This window comes from Tamlana sp. s12 (assembly GCF_016767215.1).
Taxonomy (GTDB): Bacteria; Bacteroidota; Bacteroidia; order Flavobacteriales; family Flavobacteriaceae; genus Pseudotamlana; species Pseudotamlana agarivorans.
Genome location: NZ_CP068547.1, coordinates 3724239 through 3745241 on the forward strand (window position 1 = coordinate 3724239; position 21003 = coordinate 3745241).

At 35.0% G+C, this 21003-nt stretch carries 19 protein-coding genes; 13 read left to right on the forward strand and 6 right to left on the reverse strand.

All coding sequences use genetic code 11. The annotated features are described in order from the left end of the window. Window positions 1–40: 40 nt before the first annotated feature. The 8 genes from JJL45_RS16010 to def all read left to right on the forward strand — a co-directional run bounded on the left by JJL45_RS16010 (window position 41) and on the right by def (window position 8763). Complete coding sequence (locus tag JJL45_RS16010) at window positions 41–496, forward strand: GAF domain-containing protein (RefSeq protein WP_068601675.1); 456 nt, start codon at window positions 41–43, stop codon at window positions 494–496. Between the two features lie 217 nt (window positions 497–713). Next, on the forward strand, window positions 714–2246 hold the full coding sequence (gene purH / locus JJL45_RS16015; protein WP_068601673.1) for a bifunctional phosphoribosylaminoimidazolecarboxamide formyltransferase/IMP cyclohydrolase: 1533 nt from the start codon (window positions 714–716) through the stop codon (window positions 2244–2246). A 189-nt stretch (window positions 2247–2435) separates the two neighbouring features. Continuing rightward, entirely contained in the window at window positions 2436–3464 is a 1029-nt protein-coding gene (locus tag JJL45_RS16020) for a rod shape-determining protein (RefSeq protein WP_067144647.1), read from the forward strand. Between the two features lie 18 nt (window positions 3465–3482). Continuing rightward, complete coding sequence (mreC, locus tag JJL45_RS16025) at window positions 3483–4307, forward strand: rod shape-determining protein MreC (protein ID WP_068601671.1); 825 nt, start codon at window positions 3483–3485, stop codon at window positions 4305–4307. Then, window positions 4300–4806: a rod shape-determining protein MreD gene (gene mreD, locus JJL45_RS16030; RefSeq protein ID WP_068601668.1), complete on the forward strand. Its 507-nt coding sequence runs from the start codon at window positions 4300–4302 to the stop codon at window positions 4804–4806. Before mreC ends, mreD begins: the two co-directional genes overlap by 8 nt. After that, window positions 4803–6758 carry a penicillin-binding protein 2 gene (gene mrdA / locus JJL45_RS16035; RefSeq protein WP_068601666.1) on the forward strand — a complete coding sequence of 652 codons (1956 nt, stop codon included), beginning with the start codon at window positions 4803–4805 and terminating at the stop codon, window positions 6756–6758. Before mreD ends, mrdA begins: the two co-directional genes overlap by 4 nt. Then, window positions 6739–8016 (forward strand): rod shape-determining protein RodA, encoded by a 1278-nt coding sequence (rodA, locus tag JJL45_RS16040; RefSeq protein ID WP_202664199.1) that lies wholly within the window; start codon window positions 6739–6741, stop codon window positions 8014–8016. The genes mrdA and rodA overlap by 20 nt, the downstream gene beginning before the upstream one ends. A 126-nt stretch (window positions 8017–8142) precedes the next feature. Beyond that, window positions 8143–8763, forward strand: a complete 621-nt coding sequence (gene def, locus JJL45_RS16045; RefSeq protein ID WP_068601662.1) for a peptide deformylase — start codon at window positions 8143–8145, stop codon at window positions 8761–8763. 14 nt (window positions 8764–8777) lie between these two features. Here the strand turns inward: def and gldC are convergent, their stop codons facing one another. Together gldC and gldB are read right to left on the reverse strand one after the other, a co-directional pair. Beyond that, a complete protein-coding gene (gene gldC, locus JJL45_RS16050) occupies window positions 8778–9116 on the reverse strand; it encodes a gliding motility protein GldC (RefSeq protein ID WP_068601660.1) in 339 nt (112 codons plus the stop codon). Next, window positions 9116–10090 (reverse strand): gliding motility lipoprotein GldB, encoded by a 975-nt coding sequence (gldB, locus tag JJL45_RS16055; RefSeq protein ID WP_242521399.1) that lies wholly within the window; start codon window positions 10088–10090, stop codon window positions 9116–9118. Before gldB ends, gldC begins: the two co-directional genes overlap by 1 nt. 74 nt (window positions 10091–10164) lie before the next feature. On the opposite strand from gldB, the gene nadE reads away from it, so the two are divergent. Both nadE and JJL45_RS16065 read left to right on the forward strand, forming a co-directional pair. Further along, a complete protein-coding gene (gene nadE / locus JJL45_RS16060; protein ID WP_068601658.1) occupies window positions 10165–10953 on the forward strand; it encodes an NAD(+) synthase in 789 nt (262 codons plus the stop codon). 103 nt (window positions 10954–11056) lie between these two features. Then, window positions 11057–11686 (forward strand): response regulator, encoded by a 630-nt coding sequence (locus tag JJL45_RS16065; RefSeq protein ID WP_067144665.1) that lies wholly within the window; start codon window positions 11057–11059, stop codon window positions 11684–11686. On the opposite strand, the gene dnaG is transcribed toward JJL45_RS16065, so the two are convergent. Next, entirely contained in the window at window positions 11681–13639 is a 1959-nt protein-coding gene (dnaG, locus tag JJL45_RS16070; protein ID WP_068601656.1) for a DNA primase, read from the reverse strand. The two genes, JJL45_RS16065 and dnaG, sit on opposite strands and share 6 nt — an antisense overlap. Window positions 13640–13897: 258 nt before the next feature. Between dnaG and JJL45_RS16075 the strand changes: the two genes are divergently transcribed. From JJL45_RS16075 to JJL45_RS16085, 3 genes are read left to right on the forward strand one after another with little or no spacing between them, the layout of a single operon-like run. After that, window positions 13898–15340 (forward strand): circularly permuted type 2 ATP-grasp protein, encoded by a 1443-nt coding sequence (locus JJL45_RS16075; protein ID WP_068601654.1) that lies wholly within the window; start codon window positions 13898–13900, stop codon window positions 15338–15340. A 14-nt stretch (window positions 15341–15354) separates the two neighbouring features. After that, window positions 15355–16281, forward strand: a complete 927-nt coding sequence (locus tag JJL45_RS16080; protein WP_068601652.1) for an alpha-E domain-containing protein — start codon at window positions 15355–15357, stop codon at window positions 16279–16281. Window positions 16282–16289: 8 nt separating this feature from the next. Then, window positions 16290–17243 carry a transglutaminase domain-containing protein gene (locus JJL45_RS16085; RefSeq protein ID WP_068601650.1) on the forward strand — a complete coding sequence of 318 codons (954 nt, stop codon included), beginning with the start codon at window positions 16290–16292 and terminating at the stop codon, window positions 17241–17243. A 48-nt stretch (window positions 17244–17291) separates the two neighbouring features. Here the strand turns inward: JJL45_RS16085 and JJL45_RS16090 are convergent, their stop codons facing one another. The 3 genes from JJL45_RS16090 to rlmN all read right to left on the reverse strand — a co-directional run bounded on the left by JJL45_RS16090 (window position 17292) and on the right by rlmN (window position 20695). After that, on the reverse strand, window positions 17292–18545 hold the full coding sequence (locus tag JJL45_RS16090; protein ID WP_068601648.1) for a DUF2254 domain-containing protein: 1254 nt from the start codon (window positions 18543–18545) through the stop codon (window positions 17292–17294). An 85-nt stretch (window positions 18546–18630) separates the two neighbouring features. Beyond that, a complete protein-coding gene (locus tag JJL45_RS16095; RefSeq protein ID WP_068601646.1) occupies window positions 18631–19608 on the reverse strand; it encodes a polyprenyl synthetase family protein in 978 nt (325 codons plus the stop codon). A 46-nt stretch (window positions 19609–19654) separates the two neighbouring features. Then, window positions 19655–20695: a 23S rRNA (adenine(2503)-C(2))-methyltransferase RlmN gene (gene rlmN, locus JJL45_RS16100; RefSeq protein WP_068601644.1), complete on the reverse strand. Its 1041-nt coding sequence runs from the start codon at window positions 20693–20695 to the stop codon at window positions 19655–19657. Between the last annotated feature and the right edge of the window lie 308 nt (window positions 20696–21003).

A 21003-nucleotide genomic window follows, 5' to 3' on the forward strand; every position in this document is an offset into this window, starting at 1 on the left:
TTACGTCTTTTTAAATACTTTTACCAAAACTTTTAAAATTATGATTTTTGAAGCATTAAAACCACAAGTTGAAGCCATTATTTCAAATGAGATAAAAACGGTTGATGAACGCTTATTCAGTATTTGTGAATTACTTGAAAAAAACATTGCCTATTACAATTGGGTAGGCTTTTATTTTAGTCACCCGTCAAAAGAAGAACTTCACCTTGGACCTTATGTAGGCGAACCTACAGATCATACAATTATTCCCTTCGGAAAAGGTATTTGCGGACAAGTCGCATTAAGTAACAAGAACTTTGTTGTGCCCGATGTAAAAGCTCAAGACAATTATATTGCCTGTAGTATTACCGTTAAAGCCGAAATAGTCATCCCTATTTTTGTAAATGGTAAAAACATAGGACAAATTGATATTGACTCCAATACCGCTGATCCTTTTACAGAATTAGACGAGCAGTTTTTAGAATTTGTTTGCGAAAAAGTAGCAAGCCTACTTTAGTAAGTAAAATAAAACATAGTCGCATTTATTTCAAGCAGAAGTTCTGAAAAACATCCATAAATCTCAAATTCTAATTGTCTTTTTTTAACAAATCACAGCTTGTTTTTTAGAAGAAATAAGTACTTTTGCACTTATTTTCAAAATCCAGTGTAACACACTGATAAACAACATAAAGTTATTTTTAATAACGAATAATTAAAAACATAACACAATAGAAATGAGCAACGAAAAAACAATTAAGTCGGCCTTAATTTCAGTATTCAGTAAAGATGGTTTAGAGCCCATAGTTAAAGAACTTAACAAACAAGGTGTTACCATTTACTCTACTGGTGGTACCGAAAAATTTATTAACGATTTAGGTATTAACGTTGTTCCTGTAGAAGATGTGACCTCATACCCTTCTATTCTTGGTGGACGTGTTAAAACATTACACCCGAAAGTTTTTGGTGGTATTTTAAATAGACAAAACCACGATGGTGATGTTGCCGAATTATCAGAATACGACATTCCACAAATTGATGTGGTTATTGTTGATTTATATCCTTTTGAAAAAACAGTAGCTTCAGGAGCAAGTAACCAAGATATTATAGAGAAAATTGATATTGGAGGTATTTCTTTAATTCGTGCTGCTGCTAAAAATTATGCAGACGTTATTTGTGTATCTTCAGTTAACGATTATGCTGAATTTTTAGAAATCATTTCTAAAAACAACGGAAGCATTTCTGAAGAAGACAGAAAACGTTTTGCTGGTAAAGCTTTTAATGTGTCTTCGCATTACGATACGGCCATCTTCAACTATTTCAACCAAAATAATGAAGAAACTGTATTAAAAATTAGTGATCAAAACGGTAAAGTGCTTCGTTATGGTGAAAACCCTCACCAAAAAGGCTTTTTCTTTGGTAATTTCGATGAACTATTCACGAAACTTAACGGAAAAGAGTTAAGCTATAACAACTTATTAGATGTTGATGCTGCCGTTAACTTAATGAACGAATTTAAAAATGATGCGCCTACTTTTGCCATCTTAAAACATAACAATGCTTGTGGTTTAGCACAGCGTGACACCTTACATCAAGCTTATGTAGACGCCTTAGCTGGCGACCCTGTTTCAGCTTTTGGAGGCGTTTTAATTTGTAATACTGAAATTGACTTAGCTACAGCTGAAGAGATTCATAAATTATTCTGTGAAGTCGTTATCGCTCCTTCTTTTTCCGCGGAAGCTTTAGAATTACTACAAGGTAAAAAGAATCGAATTTTATTAGTTATTCACGATATTGAATTACCACAATCAAATGTTAGAAGCTGTCTAAACGGTGTTTTAGTACAAGACAGAAACAACATTACAGATAAAGCTGAAGATCTTACAAACGTGACTAATTTAGCACCAACGCAAGCTCAAATTGACGATTTATTGTTTGCTTCAAAAATTTGCAAGCATACCAAATCAAACACTATTGTACTTGTTAAAAACAATCAATTATGTGCTAGTGGTACGGGACAAACAAGTCGTGTAGACGCCTTACAACAAGCTATTCATAAAGCAGAATCATTTAACTTCGATTTAAATGGAGCGGCTATGGCAAGTGATGCCTTTTTCCCTTTCCCAGACTGTGTTGAAATTGCTAAAAATGCTGGAATCACATCGGTTATCCAACCAGGAGGATCTATAAAAGACCAGTTAAGCATTGATTATTGCAACGCGAATGATGTGGCCATGGTCATGACAGGAACGCGTCATTTCAAACACTAAATAATAAAACAAAAATGATCTCATCGGTTTTTAAATGTTTTCCTAGCATCTAAATACCGGTGAATATCGTATAAGATTCAGAACTTATATTTTAATCATAAAATGAAGTCGGTAAAAGGTGTATATTTATATACTTTTATTACATTTACGGAATTCGTTTTTAATCTACTATTAAACTACTATTAGCACATGGGCTTTTTTGACTTCCTTACCGAGGAAATTGCGATGGACTTAGGTACCGCGAATACTCTTATTATACACAACGACAAAGTCGTAGTTGATGCGCCTTCCATAGTTGCTCGAGATAGGATTTCAGGAAAAATTATAGCCGTTGGACAAGAAGCCAGCTTAATGCAGGGTAAAACTCATGAGAACATTAAAACCATTCGCCCGTTAAAAGATGGGGTGATTGCCGATTTTGATGCTTCAGAACAAATGATGAGTATGTTTATTAAAAACATTCCAGCATTAAAAAAGAAGTTCTTTACCCCTGCTCTACGATTGGTAATTTGTATTCCTTCTGGAATTACAGAGGTTGAAATGCGTGCGGTAAAAGAAAGTGCAGAACGTGTTAATGGAAAAGAAGTTTACTTAATTCACGAACCTATGGCTGCGGCTATCGGTATTGGAGTAGACATCATGCAACCTAAAGGAAATATGGTAGTAGATATAGGTGGTGGTACTACCGAAATTGCTGTTATTGCGCTTGGTGGTATTGTTTGCGACAAATCTGTTAAAATTGCAGGTGATGTGTTTACTAGTGATATTGTATATTACATGCGTACCCAACACAATTTATATGTTGGTGAACGTACTGCTGAAAAAATAAAAATTCAGATTGGTGCTGCTACTGAAGATTTGGAATTACCTCCAGAGGATATGAGCGTTCAAGGACGAGATTTATTAACCGGTAAACCTAAACAAGTTTCTATTTCTTATAGAGAAATTGCTAAGGCCCTAGACAAATCAATTTTAAGAATTGAGGATGCCGTAATGGAAACCTTATCTCAAACACCTCCAGAATTAGCTGCAGATATTTACAATACAGGAATTTATTTAGCAGGAGGTGGTTCTATGCTCCGTGGTTTAGACAAACGTTTATCTCAAAAAACAGATTTACCAGTATATATTGCTGAAGATCCATTAAGAGCTGTAGTTAGAGGTACGGGTATTACACTTAAAAACCTACCTAAATTTAAAAGCGTATTGATAAAATAAGATTCTTTATAAAACACCATGCAGCAAATTATTAATTTTATAATTCGGTTTAAAAACTTTTTACTGTTTTTGTTGCTGTTTTGTATCGCGCTTACCTTTACTATTTTATCTCATTCGTACCATACCAGTAAGTTTATTAATTCTGCTAATTTTTTCACAGGTGGTTTTTACGAATCTTTTCATCATATTAATAGGTATTTAGATTTAAACACGCAAAACGACTTATTGTCTGAAGAAAACAGAAACCTTCGTGATGCCTTATACAACAATGCCGCCACATCCGATTCTATTTTCACAGATACAGCTTCATACGATCACAATTACAAAGTCTTTACTGCAAAAGTTATTAAAAACAGCTATAACATAGCAAATAATATTATCACTTTAAACAAAGGGTACTCGGATAGTATACAGCAGGATTTTGGTGTTATTTCCTCAAAAGGTATCATTGGTATTGTTGAAAAAACAAGTGCAAATTATGCAAGTGTCCTTTCCATTCTAAACACGACTAGTAGAATTAGTGCGCAGTTAAAAAAGACGAATCATTTTGGTACGTTAATTTGGGAAGCCGATTCGCCTGCTTTTATCAAGCTAATAGACATTCCAAAAATAGCACCTGTTCAAGTTGGAGATACCATTATAACCTCTGGCCGTTCGTTTATTTTTCCTAAAGGTGTTCCTATTGGTACCGTAAACGATTTTAATTTAGACCGTGCCGAAAATTACTTTGAAATTAGGATTAAGTTATTTAATGATATGACCAATCTTGAACATGTTTATATTATCGAAAATTTAGGATCTAAAGAAATTAAAAACCTTTTAAACGACAGTGCAGATGAATAGTATTTTATCCGTTCATACCGTCCGTTTTATCGTTCTAATCGTTTTACAGGTTTTAATATTAAATCATATTAATTTTTTAGGATATATAAACCCTTACCTATACATCCTTTTCATTGCCTTGTTCCCTATAAAAAATAACCGTTTAGCTATAATCATATTAAGTTTTTTGCTAGGATTGATATTGGATATTTTTCTAGATTCAGGAGGTATTCATGCTGGAGCATCGGTTTTTGTAGCATACGCAAGACCGTTATTTTTGAAATTTGCTTTCGGAAGTATGTTTGAACATCAAATCATTAAATTTAACACAGTAGAGTTTGGTTCCAAGCTAACTTATTTTTCCTTATTGACGGTAACTCATCATTTTATTTTATTTTTATTGGAGGTTTTTAGTTTTTCAAAAATAATTTTAATCCTAGAAAAAACGTTATACTCAAGTATATTTACTATTTTATTAGGCGTTTTAATGACCATTATTTTTAGTCGGAAAATTAAATGAGACAATTTTTATTATTTATCACCATAATTGTAGTTGCCCTAATCTTTATATCTAGACTTTTTTACCTACAAATTTATAGTGCAGGTTCTCACAGTCTATTTGAAGATAATGCGATTAGGAAAGTTTACGACTACCCCAAACGAGGCTTTGTATTTGACAGAAACGGCAAACTCCTTGTTGCCAACCAACCGTCTTATGATGTGATGGTCATTCCTCGTGAAGTAGAACCTTTAGATACTTTAGAATTCTGCTCCTTATTAAAAATAGACAAAGAGCGTTTTCTAAAACAATTTAACAAAGCCAAACACTATTCACCAAGGCTTCCTTCGGTTTTTGTATCGCATTTATCCAAAGAAGATTACGCTGTTTTACAAGAAAAGATGCGGAAATTTCATGGATTTTATATTCAAAAAAGGTCTTTAAGAAGTTATGAAACCACTATAGGCGCTAATGTTTTAGGCGATCTTGGAGAAGTAAACAATCGTATTATAGAGAAACAGCCTTACTACAAAATGGGTGATTTAATAGGTAAGCAAGGTGTTGAGGCCTCTTACGAAAAAACCCTCCGTGGTGTTAAAGGCATCAAATTCATCCAAAAAGACCGATTTAACAGAAATATTGGCCCATACAAGGACGGACAATACGACACCATCCCTGAACCAGGAAAAGACATCACGATTACTATTGATGCCGACTTGCAAGCCTATGGTGAGATCTTAATGACAAACAAACGTGGAGGGGTTATTGCCATTGAACCTGCATCTGGAGAAATTCTAGCCATGGTAGCAGCACCTACTTACGACCCCAATATTTTAGTTGGAAGAGACCGCTCAAAAAACTTCACCAAACTCTACAATGACTCTATAGCCAAACCGCTTTTCAATAGAAGTTTACAAGGTGTTTACTCTCCGGGATCACCTTTTAAACTGATGAACGCTTTAATTTCTTTACAAGAAGGGGTAATGTCGCCTCCAGATATCGTTACATGTTATCGTGGTTATCATTATGGAGGAAGCTTCATGAAATGCCACTGTGCATATGGCACCAGGAATAATTTAATTTCAGGTATACAACACTCTTGTAATGCCTATTTCGCTACGGTTTATCGTAAAATATTAGACAAAAATGGTAATGCCTCCAAAGGTATAGATGTTTGGGCCGAACATGCTAAAAGTTTTGGACTAGGAGAATACTTAAATAACGATTTATTTGTTGGTCAAAAAGGAAGAATTCCGGACCGTGAATACTATAAATACGCCTATCCTAAATCGTTTTATTCTTCATATACGGTTTCCAATGCTATCGGACAGGGTGAAGTTGCTACGACTCCTATACAATTGGCTAATATGGCCGCTGCGATTGCTAATCGCGGACACTTTTATACCCCACATATCATTAAAAAAATAGAAAACGAAACGTTACCTGATCAATTTACTGTGCCTAAACACACGACTATTGATAAGCAACATTTCGAGCCAGTAATTGAAGGCATGTTACAAGTATACAGAAGAGGTACGGCTGCTGCGTTACAAGTGAAGGACATTGATATTTGTGGTAAAACAGGTACTGTAGAAAATTTCACCAAAGTAGATGGCGTGAAAATGCAGCTCACCGATCATTCCATTTTTCTTGCTTTTGCACCAAAAGACGATCCGAAAATTGCTATAGCTGTGTTTGTTGAAAATGGTTATTGGGGAAGTCGATATGCTGGAAAAATTGCCAGTTTAATGATTGAAAAACATATTAAAGGCTACATCACAAGAACAGATTTAGAAACCTGGCTACTTAAACACAGTTTAGAAGCAGAATATGCAAAACCTTATTCGGGAAAACCTTTTGGAATAAACGGTCACTCTGCATTCCAGGTTGTTTCAGATGAAGAATACCACAAACTGAAGGCTAAAGTAGATGCACTAGATAATACGAAAAAGGATGGTAAGGGAGACAAATAGATATTTTAAATTCGATTGGATTACAATTTTACTATTTCTTTTATTAGCTGGTTTTGGGTGGCTAAATATACTATCTGCATCCCATGTAGGCACCGAAGTAAATTATTTTGATTTCTCCCAACCTTACGGTAAGCAACTTGCTTTCATAGCCTTTACCCTTGTCATGATTGTTTTTATTTTAGCAATTGATGCCAAGTTCTATGAACGTTTTGCAAGCGTGATTTATATCATATCCATGCTCTCGTTGGTAGGCCTCTTTATTTTTGGAAAAAATGTAAACGGAGCTACCTCTTGGTATAGAATTGGAAGTTTTACTTTGCAACCCAGTGAATTCGCTAAAGCTGCTACCGCATTGGCCGTAGCGAAATATGTAAGCGACCTTAACACCAATATGTCTTTCTTTAAAGATCAACTAAAGGTTTTTGCTATTATCGCAACACCTGCCGTATTAGTATTACTTCAAAATGATACAGGAAGTACCATTGTATATGGTGCTTTCTTCTTTGTTTTATATCGAGAAGGGTTGCCAAAATTTTATTTAAACATTGCGGTTTCACTCATTTTAATAACCATTTTATCACTAAAATTTGGGGCCGTTATCACTTCAATATTGGCTACAGTAGTCACTATAGCTATTTATTTTTTTAACAAAAAGAAATTTAGAATTCACCACTTAATTTTAATGTTGATTGGTGCAATCGCGATATCTTTTAGTATCAAAATATTCTATAACAACGTATTACAACCCCATCAAAAAGACAGAATAAGCTTATGGCTACGTCTTGAAAAAGACCCTATAAAGCTTGAAAGAATGAAACATACGTTTGCATACAACCTTAACGAATCTGAAAAAGCCATAAGTTCAGGTGGCCTATGGGGAAAAGGTTTTATGCAAGGTACACGAACTACAGGAAAGTTTGTTCCAGAACAGCATACAGACTACATTTTTAGCACCGTAGGTGAAGAATGGGGTTTTATAGGGAGTAGTATGGTTGTGCTTACTTTTCTGCTGTTATTATTAAGAATTCTTCATTTAGCTGAATTACAAAAATCACAGTTTAGTAGAATTTATGGATACAGTGTTGCCGGCATCGTTTTTATCCATTTCATGATTAATATTGGTATGGTGATGGGCTTAATTCCAACCATTGGTATTCCTTTGCCTATGTTTAGTTATGGAGGATCTGGTCTGTGGGCCTTTACCATATTGATTTTCATTTTTGTGAAATTAGACTCTAACCGCATTAACGAGTGGTAAATTTTACTTAGGCAGCATAGTTACTTTAAGCATTCTTAACGGAAAGACACCTAATAAATTTATATTCACAAGTCATTTATTTTCACTAAATTGGATACAAACAACACTTAGCTTATTCCATATTTAATGAAGTATTTATCCTTTATCCTACTAGTTGCATTTCTAGCTGTGAGTTGTACATCTTCACACTCCTTCTCTGAAGAAGAAACAAAACTCATTATGAGTGCGGATAGCTTAACCCCTATGCGTGTTTACAAAATCACCAATAAACAAGATTCTGTACTACTTCGAACTAAAAGTAAAGCTATAAAAGCAGATCCGACAGATCCCGTAATTAAACATTTTGTAAGCAGACTTTATGCTACTGTTCGCGATAGTATGTCTTTAGGCGTTGGTATCGCAGCACCGCAAGTTGGGGTCTTAAAACAAATTATTTGGGTACAGCGTTTTGATAAAGAGAATATTCCATTTGAGGTCTACTTAAATCCTAAAATAACACGTTATTCGAAGAGAAAACAAACCGTAAAAGAGGGCTGTTTATCCATTCCAAACCGTAGTGACGTTTTAAACTGTCGCTCCAACCAAATAGACATTGAATACGACACTATGGATAACGAACATAAGAAAGAAACTGTAGAAAAATTTACTGCGGTAATCTTTCAGCATGAAATAGACCACTTAAGCGGCATACTCTATTTAGATCATCTAGAAAAAGAAATTCAAGACGCCAACAACGCTTCTGAATGAAAAACCAATAAAGATTAACTTTTCTTCAGCTCCAGCTTTTCTGCAAAATAGTCACAGAAATCCTTCATGGTGGCACTCATTTTTTCATCCTGTGTCGCACGATAAAACGTATCACTCATAGATACCAAAGTTTGATGAAAAAACACTTTCATATCATCAACAGGCATATCTTTTGTCCACAAGTCAATGCGTAGGGCTTCCTTAGCCTTTGCATCCCAAACAGCAAGCATCATAGCTTTAGCTTCTTCATTAGTAATGCCTCCATCTTCTGCTGTCCAGTGCAGGGTTTCAGGAATTCGATTTTCATCAAGCTCTACATTAAGTTCTATTCTAGATTTATGTGTATTGGCCATTATTTACGTGGTTTAAACTTTGAGTTATTAAAAATTTCTTCACTACTTTTTTGGAGCATGTCTTTAAAAGACACCTTATTATTTTTCATATAAGCACTAACAATTTGCCAGCCTATGTACTGACCAATCTGTCCTGGAGAATCTGCATCAATTTCGGCAAGATAAAACTTAGAAAACGGTGCTGGATTTATAAAACGGCTTGGAAGCTTTGAATCGGTACTAAATAGGAGTTCACGCTCTACAAAATAACGCCAAATATAAGCTTCGTTAACTGTAGCCCAATCCAATTGCGCTTCTGTATACCCTATACGTTCGGCCTCAGTTTTAAAAGGAAGTATGACATCTTTAAAGTAGAGCTGTTTTCCAAAGTAAATCATTTCATCTAAAAAAGACTTACGCTTAGGCTGAAAGATAAGCTTCTCGGAGTAGGCCGTAGCCATATCAACAACAATTTGTTTTTTATCAAGTTGTTCCCTCAAATACATGGGAATACTACCATAATATTTATGATCACGACCTAGGTAAGCATCGAGTGCAATAACAGCGATGGTATCGGTAACAATAACACGGTTTCTATAATCCACATCGTTGGTAACCGTAATGACTCTTGGGGCCTTAAATTCTGGAAAGTAATATTTTAAATGATTAAACAGAGATTCGATTTCGAATTCGACAGGATCAAAACTAGTAAAAGTTTGATTGACTTCACCAAACAATTCTACCTGTAATGAATCCTCTTTCTTCTCCAACCAAAAGGCATCTGGATATTTATTTGAAAACATAAACGGATAGTCCTGTTTTAGCTGTCCTAAATTTTCCGGAGTGGTTTCTGCAAATAACCTATCAAAGCGCTCTACTTGTATATCGGTATTTATTTTAGCGATGCTGTGCTCTAAAGCATTTTCAGTCTTACAAGAAACCACTGTTGCTAAAACAAACACAAGCAATAATTTCATTAAAAACTTAAAGGCCATAAATTTTTATTAATTAAGTGTTTGGGTTATTTTTGTTTGCAAAGGTACTATTCTTTGACTTAAATTCATTTAAAATGCAAACAGAAAAAGTAATTGATCACATCGTAAATTGGCTAAAAGATTATGCTACTAAAGCTGGAGTAAATGGTTTTGTAATAGGGATTTCTGGAGGCATCGACTCTGCAGTCACCTCGACTTTATGCGCCAAAACAGGACTTAATGTATTATGTATTGAAATGCCAATACACCAAGCAGAAAGTCATGTGTCTAGAGCCCAAGAACACATTGCACAACTCAAAGAGCGTTTTGATAATGTTAGCGAAACCAGAACAGATTTAACGCCTGTATTTGAAGAATTTAAGACAGAAGTATTTTTTGATGGCGATCAAGCAACTATAGATATGGCTTTAGCCAATACGCGAGCGAGATTACGTATGACAACACTTTATTACTACGCAGGCCTCTACAAGCTTCTTGTTGCAGGAACTGGGAACAAAGTGGAAGATTTTGGTGTTGGCTTTTATACGAAGTATGGTGATGGTGGTGTTGATTTGAGTCCGATTGCCGATTTACTAAAATCGGAAGTTTACGAACTTGGAAAAGCCTTAAATGTTCCTGAATCTATATTAAATGCCACCCCAAGTGACGGATTATTTGGTGATGCAAGAAGTGATGAAGATCAAATTGGAGCCAGCTACCCAGAATTAGAATGGGCCATGCAAATGGATGCCGAAGGCAAGGTTTCTAGCGACTTTTCCGACAGAGAACAAGAGGTATTTAACATTTACAAACGTTTCAACAATGCCAATAAACACAAAATGATTCCTATACCAATCTGTAAAATACCTACAAATTTGTCATAAGAATTGCAATTAATGTATAAAATCATTACTTTTGCAGTAGGCTTTATCTCTCAAAGTAACGCGCTCTCTAATCTGTTACTTAAAACGAAGCTCTCTTAAAATTATGATAAATTTATTAATAGCAGACAATCACCCGATTACAAGAAAGGGACTCGAAGTACTTTTCTCGGCATCTCCTAACATTAATATTGTTGGTAGCGTAGACGATGGCGATGCCATCTTAGAATTTGTAAAGAAGAACCCAGTAGACATTATTCTAACGGAAACTGATTTTCCAAAACTTAATGGATTAACAGTATTACGTTATTTAAAAAATGACTACCCAGACATTAAAACGATTATTTTTAGTGCTCAGCCAGAAGAAGTTTATGCCATAAACGCCATTAAAGCTGGAGCTGCTGGATACTTAAATAAATCGGTTAATGTTATTACCATTAATGAGGCCATCTTAAAGGTAGCTGATGGTGGTATTTACTTAAGCAATGACTTAACCCAACAGTTAGCTTTTGGTTCTCGAGTAAATAAAGGAGGAGCCTTTTACAAAAAACTTTCTACCAGAGAATCTGAAGTTTTAAAACTTCTAACTATTGGTAAGAAAAACAAAGAAATTTCAAAGGAATTAGATATTAACGAAAAAACAGTTAGTACTTACAAAGCACGTTTAATGCGTAAATTAAAAGTTACTAACTTAGTTGATTTAGTTAATCAAGCAAAACTGACTCAGCAATTATAAAACGCGGTTAAGTTTTCTTGACAATAACATTTTTAGACTCGAATAGTCTTTTACTTCTTCAAGTATATTTCTATTCGTGTCTATTTTATTTTGTAGGGTTTCCTGTTGGAAACCTTTTACTTTTTGATCAATTAGGAAACATCGCAAACTCAATATCGTTTCACTTACAATTTGAGCTATAGTGGTTTCCTTTTCTTTAGGAAAAATATCCATGCGATTCCAGTTGTCAAGCGTATAGCGTTCATCCTCCATTAAAATAGAAGTGATTTCATTAGCCATGTCTTGATCGACAGAATTTACAAAGGATTTCAAATCGAATTCAGCCTCTTGGTTCAACCTTTCAATAATCGTGTAGTAAATCAATTTAAACTGCGGATTACTAAATTCCATCTCATCATCTTGCAGGTCTAAAAATATTTTTTCGAACACTTTAGCTTGCTGAATAACAGGTTCTAATTCTAACTCACCACTCTCGGATTCCTTAAGAACTAAATCTTCAAAATCTTTGGTTTTATCACCATAGAGCAATAAAAGCTCAATTATTTTTCGTTCTAAAATATACTGAACGTCAACTTTTTTCGGAGGCTCTTGGTTTTTTATTACTTCAAAAGCTTGTTGCTCTGGTTGATCTCTTTTATTTACGTCTTGATTATCCTTTTTATTAATCTGGGCTAAAGTTGAAAACAACACGGCTTCACTAATGTCCATGATTTTAGCACACTCCTGAATGTAAATTTCCTTTTTTATACGATCGGGAATCTTAGAAATACTATTAACGATATCTCTAACCGTTTCTGCCTTTTTAATCGGATCATTTTTAGACTCCTCAAACAATACTGAAGCCTTAAATTGTATAAAATCTTTCGCATTACTATTTAAGTAATCCGATAATTCTTCTAAGGTATTTTGTTTAGCAAAGCTGTCTGGATCTTCCCCTTCTGGAAACGTACAAACCCTAACATTCATACCTTGCTCAAGAATTAAGTCAATTCCACGAAGAGAGGCACGGATCCCTGCAGCATCACCATCAAAAAGTACGGTGATGTTTTTGGTTAACCTATTAATCAAACGAATTTGCTCGGAGGTTAATGCCGTCCCTGAGGAAGACACCACATTATGGATTCCTGTTTGATGAAACTGAATCACATCGGTATAACCTTCAACTAAATAGCAATTATCTTCCTTGGCGATACTTTGCTTAGCCAGATGAATCCCGTATAACACCTTACTTTTATAGTAAATCTCACTCTCGGGAGAATTCACGTATTTAGCGGCCTTTTTATCGGTAATTAAAATTCTACCTCCAAAACCTAAAACACGACCACTCATGCTTTTTATAGGAAACATGACGCGGCCTTTAAAACGGTCAAAACGCTTATCTTCCTTTACAATAGTGAGTCCGGTTTTAGCTAAATAATCGATGTTATAGCCTTTTTTTAGAGCTTCATCGGTAAAGGCCTGCCATTCATTTAATGAGTAACCTAAGTCGAACTTATCTATAGTCTCTTCAGTAAATCCACGCTCCTTAAAATAGCTCAATCCTATAGATTTCCCTTGATCGGTTTTATGAAGAATATTTTTAAAATAATTACTAGCAAACTCACTTACCAAATACAAACTTTCTTTTTCGTTTGCTTTTTCCTTTTGCTCGTCGGACTGAACCGTTTCTTCAATTTCAATATTATACTTTTTTGCTAAGTACCTTAAAGCCTCAGGATAGGTGAAATGCTCATGCTCCATTAAAAAAGACACAGCTGTTCCGCCTTTACCAGTTGAGAAATCCTTCCAAATCTGCTTCACCGGCGATACCATAAAACTAGGAGAGCGCTCGTCGCTAAAAGGACTCAAGCCTTTATAGTTACTCCCGGCTTTTTTTAATTGTACAAAATCGCCAATAACCTCCTCAACACGGGCGGTTTCAAAAATTTGATCTATAGAAGATGGTGATATCAAAATGCAGTTATAATATTTTCACACAAAATTAAAGAATTCTACTCGTAAAATTAACTTTAAACCAGCTTCATTCATAATACGCTTATATTCCTCGAATTAGCCCTTAATAAATGAATAAATAACAAAATTACCACTCAAAATTCAGTGTTTACAATAAAATATTTATCATTTTTTAAGATTTCATGATTAATTATTTGTTAACACGACAATTCATTGAATTTAATTCAAAATTAACTATCTTTAAAAAAAGTGAAGCTAATGACGAATAAACAATTATTTTCTTCATACCAATTACTTCCTAACACTTGGGATGAAATGTACAGCGACAATTCTAACATTCGTTCGCAGTACGAAATTATCAACGATTACTTACGAAATACGTCAACTAAGGTCTTATATAAAAAAGAAGAACTTTCCAGACAGTTATTTATGAGTCAGGGCGTGACTTTTACCGTCTACAATAACAAGGAGGGGGTTGAAAAAATATTTCCTTTTGATATTGTGCCTAGAATTATCACCGCATCAGAATGGGATCATATCGACAAAGGTATTAAGCAACGTTTAAAGGCTCTTAATTTATTTATTAAAGACATTTATCACGACCAGTTTATTATTAAAGATGGCATTATTCCGGCCGAATTAATATACTCCTGCCCATACTTTCTTCGTGAAATGAAAGGCGTTCATGTGCCTCATGATATTTATGTACATATTGCGGGGGTGGATTTAATTCGTAATAGTGATGGTGAATTTTATGTTCTTGAAGATAATTTAAGAACGCCTTCAGGTGTCAGTTATATGCTTGAAAACAGAGAAATTTCTAAACGTATATTTCCTGGAATTTTACCTAAAAATAATATCAGGCCAGTATCAGACTATCCGAATTTATTATATCGAAAACTTAAGGAGTTATCCTACCAGAGTAATCCGAATGTCGTGCTTTTAACACCTGGCATTTATAATTCTGCCTATTATGAGCATACCACTTTAGCTAGACTTATGGGTATTGAGCTAGTTGAAGGCAGCGACCTGGTTGTTCAGGATCATGTCGTGTATATGAAAACGACCAGTGGATTAAAACGTGTTGATGTGATTTACCGTCGTGTAGATGATGATTTTCTAGATCCCTTAGAGTTTAATGCATCGAGCGCCTTAGGTGTTGCTGGTATCATGGCAGCCTATAGAAAAGGTAATGTCAATATTGTAAACGCTCCAGGAACTGGGATTGCCGACGATAAAGCCATTTACATTTATGTACCAGATATGATTCGGTATTACTTAAATGAAGAACCTATTTTAAACAACATTAAAACATACCAACTTGCCAATCCTGAAGACTATAAATATGTGGTTGAAAACATAAAGAAAATGGTTTTGAAAAAGACCGATGGTAGCGGTGGTTACGGTATGCTAATGGGCCACGAAGCTTCGGATGAAGATATTGCCGATTACTTAGCTACGGTAGACAAAAAACCTGAAAACTTTATAGCTCAACCTATCCTTAGTTTATCTACGGCACCATGCTGTATTAATGGGGTTTTATCGCCAAGGTGTATCGATTTAAGACCTTTTGCTTTAACGGGTACCGATGGTATCGATATTACACCAGGTGGCTTAACCCGTGTAGCCTTAAAAGAAGGTTCGTTGGTGGTAAACAGCTCGCAAGGTGGTGGTAGTAAAGACACCTGGGTTATTCAATAATTAAAAAATAAAATATGCTTAGTAGAGTTGCAAATAATTTAATTTGGTTAGAACGTTATATGGAGCGAGGCCATGGCATATTGAGTTTGCTTAAAGTCAATTTTTATGCAAACCAAGACTCACCAGAGCTTTTTCCGTGGACACCCATTATAAAAAACTACACCGATTTTAATAACACCTTTTATACAGAAAACACTGTTGAGTGCCTAGATTTTATGGTTTTTAATACAGAAAACCCTAATTCTATTTTAAATATTGTTACCAGAGCTAGAGAAAATGCCAGAGGTGTTCAAGAACATATTTCTAGAGAATTATGGATTTGTTTAAATAACTACTACCTTTTTCTAACCAAAAAAAACCTGCGCAAAAAACTGAATACCGAAGACCCTATTGAATTTATAGACAACTTAAGGAATTTTCACTTAATGTTTTATGGTACTATGGATATCACTCAAGAACGCGGGGCGCCATATTATTTTTTAAATCTAGGAAAGTACTTAGAACGGATGATTTTAGTTTCCGATTTTACAGCCATAAAATTGACCGAAATCTCCAAAACCACCGATAAACTGGAGCAGAGTTTCTATTGGAAAAACTTACTACTCTCTATGGGAGGCTATCAATTATATCTTAAAAAATATAAATCGGCCTTTAAAGAAGATCATATTATATCGATGGTTTTTCAAGAAAAGCTTTTTCCTAGATCGCTATATTATTGCGTTAACAAATTAAACCTTAGCGTTGGAAAACTTATTGAAGGTGGCCAATTAGATAAAAACTATATCGAATTTTCATTAGGAAAATTAGAGAGCACCATCAAATACACGACAATTGAAAGCATTAACAATCAAGGTCTTGATAATTTCATAACACAAATTAAAAAGGACATTAGAGATATTTCAATTAATATTAACACCATCTATTTTTCTGAAATTAATTAATTAGACTTATGCCAACATTTTATATCAAACATATTACGGAATATAATTATAGTGATCTGGTTTACGATGCTGCAAGTCAAATGATGTTACACCCTATTCAAGACGAATACCAAAACATTCCCTCGCATACATTAAGCATTACTAATAATCCTAAAATTGAAACACGAAAAGACTTCTTCGGGAATACGGTGGCTACTTTTATGATTATTGAACCTCATAATCAACTTTCGATCATTTCGGAAATTGAGGCTGTTACCTTTGAGCGCACCCTACCAGAAGATCAAGCACCTTTAGAACAACAATGGGACACCTATAAACAGTTGCAATACAACCCGTCTTTTATGGATTTCTTAAACCATAAACCCTTCGATGGTACAAGTGTAATTTCAAATCTTATTAACGACGAAAAACTATTGAGCACCTCCCCTTTTAAGGCCACAATGAGCCTGTGTAACTACATTTACAACAACTTTAAATATATTCAAGGTATAACCAATGTAGATTCAAATCTAAATGATGTATGGGCTTTAAAGGCTGGCGTATGTCAAGATTTTTCAATATTATTAATTCAAATGGTAAGAATGTTGGGCATTCCAGCACGTTATGTTAGCGGTTATATTTGTCCGAATCAAGCCGGTTCTCGTGGTGAAGGGGCTACACATGCTTGGGTAGAAGTTTATATTCCATTTTACGGCTGGTTAGGTTTAGACCCAACAAACAACGTGATTGCTAATCAATATCACGTAAGACTGGCTGTAGGCCGAAATTTTAAAGATTGCACCCCGGTTAAAGGTGTTTATACCGGTCAAGCCGAAGAAGACTTATTCGTTAAGGTTGAAATTAACACGACAAAAAGTATGCTTAATCCAAACCTTTACCACCATAATGAAGGGGAACACATAAAGAATCGAAACAGTTACAGACAAAGTCTTCAAAACATCCCTAACCAACAGCAACAATAAATAAAAATCGAGATGTGTTAGTATATAAGAACAACTCAACTGAAAAACCTATTTTCTGAACAAAGATGCTTTTTCTAAAATTTCGAGGTCTTCTTCCATATCCATGGCGATTTGAGCTCTTTTAAAAGCATATTCAGAATGTTGCTTTGAGGCCGTTTTTATAGCATTATGATTTATCTTTTCTAAGGCACAAAATGCCTTTTGTAGGCGTAGCATCACTTCCATAAAACCAGCACCATCTCTAGAAATTGGCTTAAAAGCATCATCAAAAAAGTCACACATTTCTATTTGAGGAATTTCCAAACGATCGTATAACAGGTCATTTTCTGTTTTCTCAGGATTGTTCCATAAATAAAAGAGCTTCTCATGACAACCAATAATCTGAATAGCGGTTCCCGGATCATTAATACCCGGAGACAAGGCCCTACTTGCTATTTCTGTTAATGTTATGAGTCCGAATCGGGGATCTTCATCAAACAATCTTGTATGACCAATTTCAATGGTTTGATTTATTTTCTTTTCAACCTCCTGAGTTATTTCTGAATCGCCGGTTGAACGTATATGAACGATCTCAAAATTTTCATTTACAAATTTTCCTGGCAGGCAATTCAATCTCATTTTCAAATCTAAAGATTCTGCCAACTCTTGTAAAGCCTCCATATTTATATTTTGAACATAGCCCGTTTTATGTGCCAATATGGCTTGTCCTCCTATAAATTCTCCAACAATAGGTAAGGCATTCCGTAGCGGATTTTTAATGTACTTGGATATTGATTTCTCCGCCACTTTTTCAACTTGCAAAATAGTATGCTCTAACCTACCCAATCTTGAAATGCGGTCTACCCACCTTAAAAAAATGAGAATCACTGCCGTGAAAAATATCAAGGTAATGACGAACAGAATAAACTTTCCTGCTTTATTATAATAGCCATTGCTCAATGCTACGGTTGCTACAATACTGAATATAAAGGCACCTATAAATGTTGAAAGCGCATATTGGGACACATCATCGGTAATGATAATTTTAAACGAACGTGGTGTTGCCGTCCTACCTGCAGCTGAATATGCCGACAGCATAGAACCTACCGCAAAGATGGCGATTACCAACATACTCGCTGATAATATATCCAAGAGATCTTCAATCGATTCTGTTTTAATTTGGGGAACCAGTTCGTTAAGCGAAGTTTCATCGGCTTGATGTGCAAAAAGTGCCGCTGCGACCGATAATAAACAGAAAACAAAAGGCCTAAACCATAAATGTTCTTGAATTCTATTGATTAAAATAACAAACTTTGTTTTCATACTTTGATTATAAAATTAGATGTGAGCTTCCACAACGGATCAACTATGAAGTTACGTTTTCTTTTAGTAAAACGATAATTTAATGTTACTTCTTCCTATCAATCACATAATTGACCATAAGCTCTAAGGAGTTTTTATATTTCGAGCTTGGGTAGGTATTTAAAATCTGAAGTGCTTCAGATTGAAATTGTTTCATTTTTTCAACGGCGTAATCTAAACCACCATTATTTTTCACAAAAGCAATCACCTCTTTAACACGTTTTGTGTCTTTATTATGATTTTTAATGGAGTTGATCAACCATTTTTTATCTTCTTTGGAAGCTTGATTAAGAACATAAATCAAAGGTAGCGTCATTTTTTGCTCCTTAATATCGATACCAGTCGGTTTTCCAATTTTAGTATCTCCATAATCAAACAAATCATCTTTAATTTGAAAGGCCATACCAATAAGCTCTCCAAATTTACGCATGGTTTCTACATGGGTAGATTCTGGTTTTACCGAAGCAGCTCCCAAACTACAGCAAGCAGCAATTAAAGTTGCGGTTTTCTGACGAATAATTTCGTAATAAATGTCTTCGGTAATATCTAGTTTTCTAGCCTTTTCAATTTGAAGCAGTTCACCTTCGCTCATCTCTCGAACAGCGATGGAAATGATTTTAAGTAAATCGAAGTCATTGTTATCAATAGACAACAACAAACCTTTTGATAGCAAAAAGTCACCAATTAAAACGGCAATCTTATTTTTCCAAAGGGCATTTACAGAGAAGAATCCGCGACGACGGTTACTATCGTCAACCACATCATCATGAACCAAAGTTGCGGTGTGTATAAGCTCTATAACCGAAGCTCCGCGGTAGGTGCGCTCGTTAACCTCATCGTTAGAGACCATTTTAGCCACTAAAAACACAAACATGGGACGCATTTGCTTCCCTTTTCGATTTACAATATAGGTGGTAATTCGGTTAAGTAAAGCCACTTTACTAGACATTGATAATAGGAACTTTTGTTCAAAAAGATCCATTTCAAAGGCTATGGGCTGTTTAATTTGCTCTACTATTTTCAAACGATGCGATTATGAATATTCAAATATAAGGATTGAAAATAATATTTTAAGATTTATTAGCTAATTGTCCGCATGCAGCGTCGATATCCTTACCACGACTGCGACGTACATTCACAACAATTCTATTTTTTTCTAAGGTAGAAATATAATTTTCTAGAGCTTCGTTACTAGCCTGCTGAAATTCGCCATCGTCAATAGGATTGTACTCTATAATATTTACTTTACAAGGCACATATTTACAAAACTTAACGAAGGCATCAATATCTTTTTGGGTATCATTAATCCCCCTCCAAACCACATATTCGTAGCTTATTTTACGTTTTGTTTTTAAGTACCAATATTCTAAAGCTTCGCGCAAATCTTGTAATGGAAAGGTTTCATTAAAAGGCATAATAGATGTTCTTACCTCATCGATTGCCGAATGCAGGGATACGGCTAAATTAAACTTCACTTCATCATCGGCCATTTTTTTAATCATTTTTGGCACGCCCGAAGTAGACACGGTGATACGTTTTGGAGACATACCTAAACCTTCTTCCGAAGTTATTTTATCGATGGCTTTAATCACGTTATTATAATTCATGAGCGGCTCCCCCATACCCATAAAAACGATGTTACTTAAGGGGCGGTTATGATATAATCGGCTTTCGTTATCGATAGCCACTACCTGATCGTAAATTTCATCGGGGTTAAGATTTCGCATGCGTTTTAAACGTGCAGTGGCACAGAATTTACAATCTAAACTGCAGCCCACTTGACTAGAAACACAAGCAGTTGTTCGGGTTGCGGTAGGAATTAAAACGGACTCAACAATTAAGCCATCATGAAGGCGAACGGCATTTTTAACCGTACCATCATTACTGCGTTGCAGGGTATCTACTTCGATATGATTAATAACGAAATTATCTTCAAGCATTTGTCGTGTTTCTTTTGAGATATTGGTCATATCATCAAAAGTATGTGCCGATTTTTGCCAAAGCCACTCGTAAACTTGATTGCCACGAAAAGCTTTATCACCTTCTTTTACGAAGAATTCTCTAAGTTGCTCCTTAGTTAGTGCGCGTATGTCTTTTTTTCCTGTTGCCATAGTGCTGCAAAAATAGTGAAAATTAAAACCTACTTGATTGTATATGGATGGAAAGTATTGAACACCTCCCTTAATCCCTCCTTCTTAGGAGGGAAACTGTTGTGCTTGAGTTTCCCCTCTAGAAAGAGGGTACTAAGGGGGTGTGTCTGCGAAAAGTTTGTTAGTATCGTCATTTAAACAACAATTAAACCTCTAAAAATCTTCGACACGAATACAGAAAGAAATTACCTAACTTAATTAAACAGTGTAAATACAACGTCTCTTATTCTTTAGATGAAAATCAAAACACCTCCCTTAATCCCTCCTTG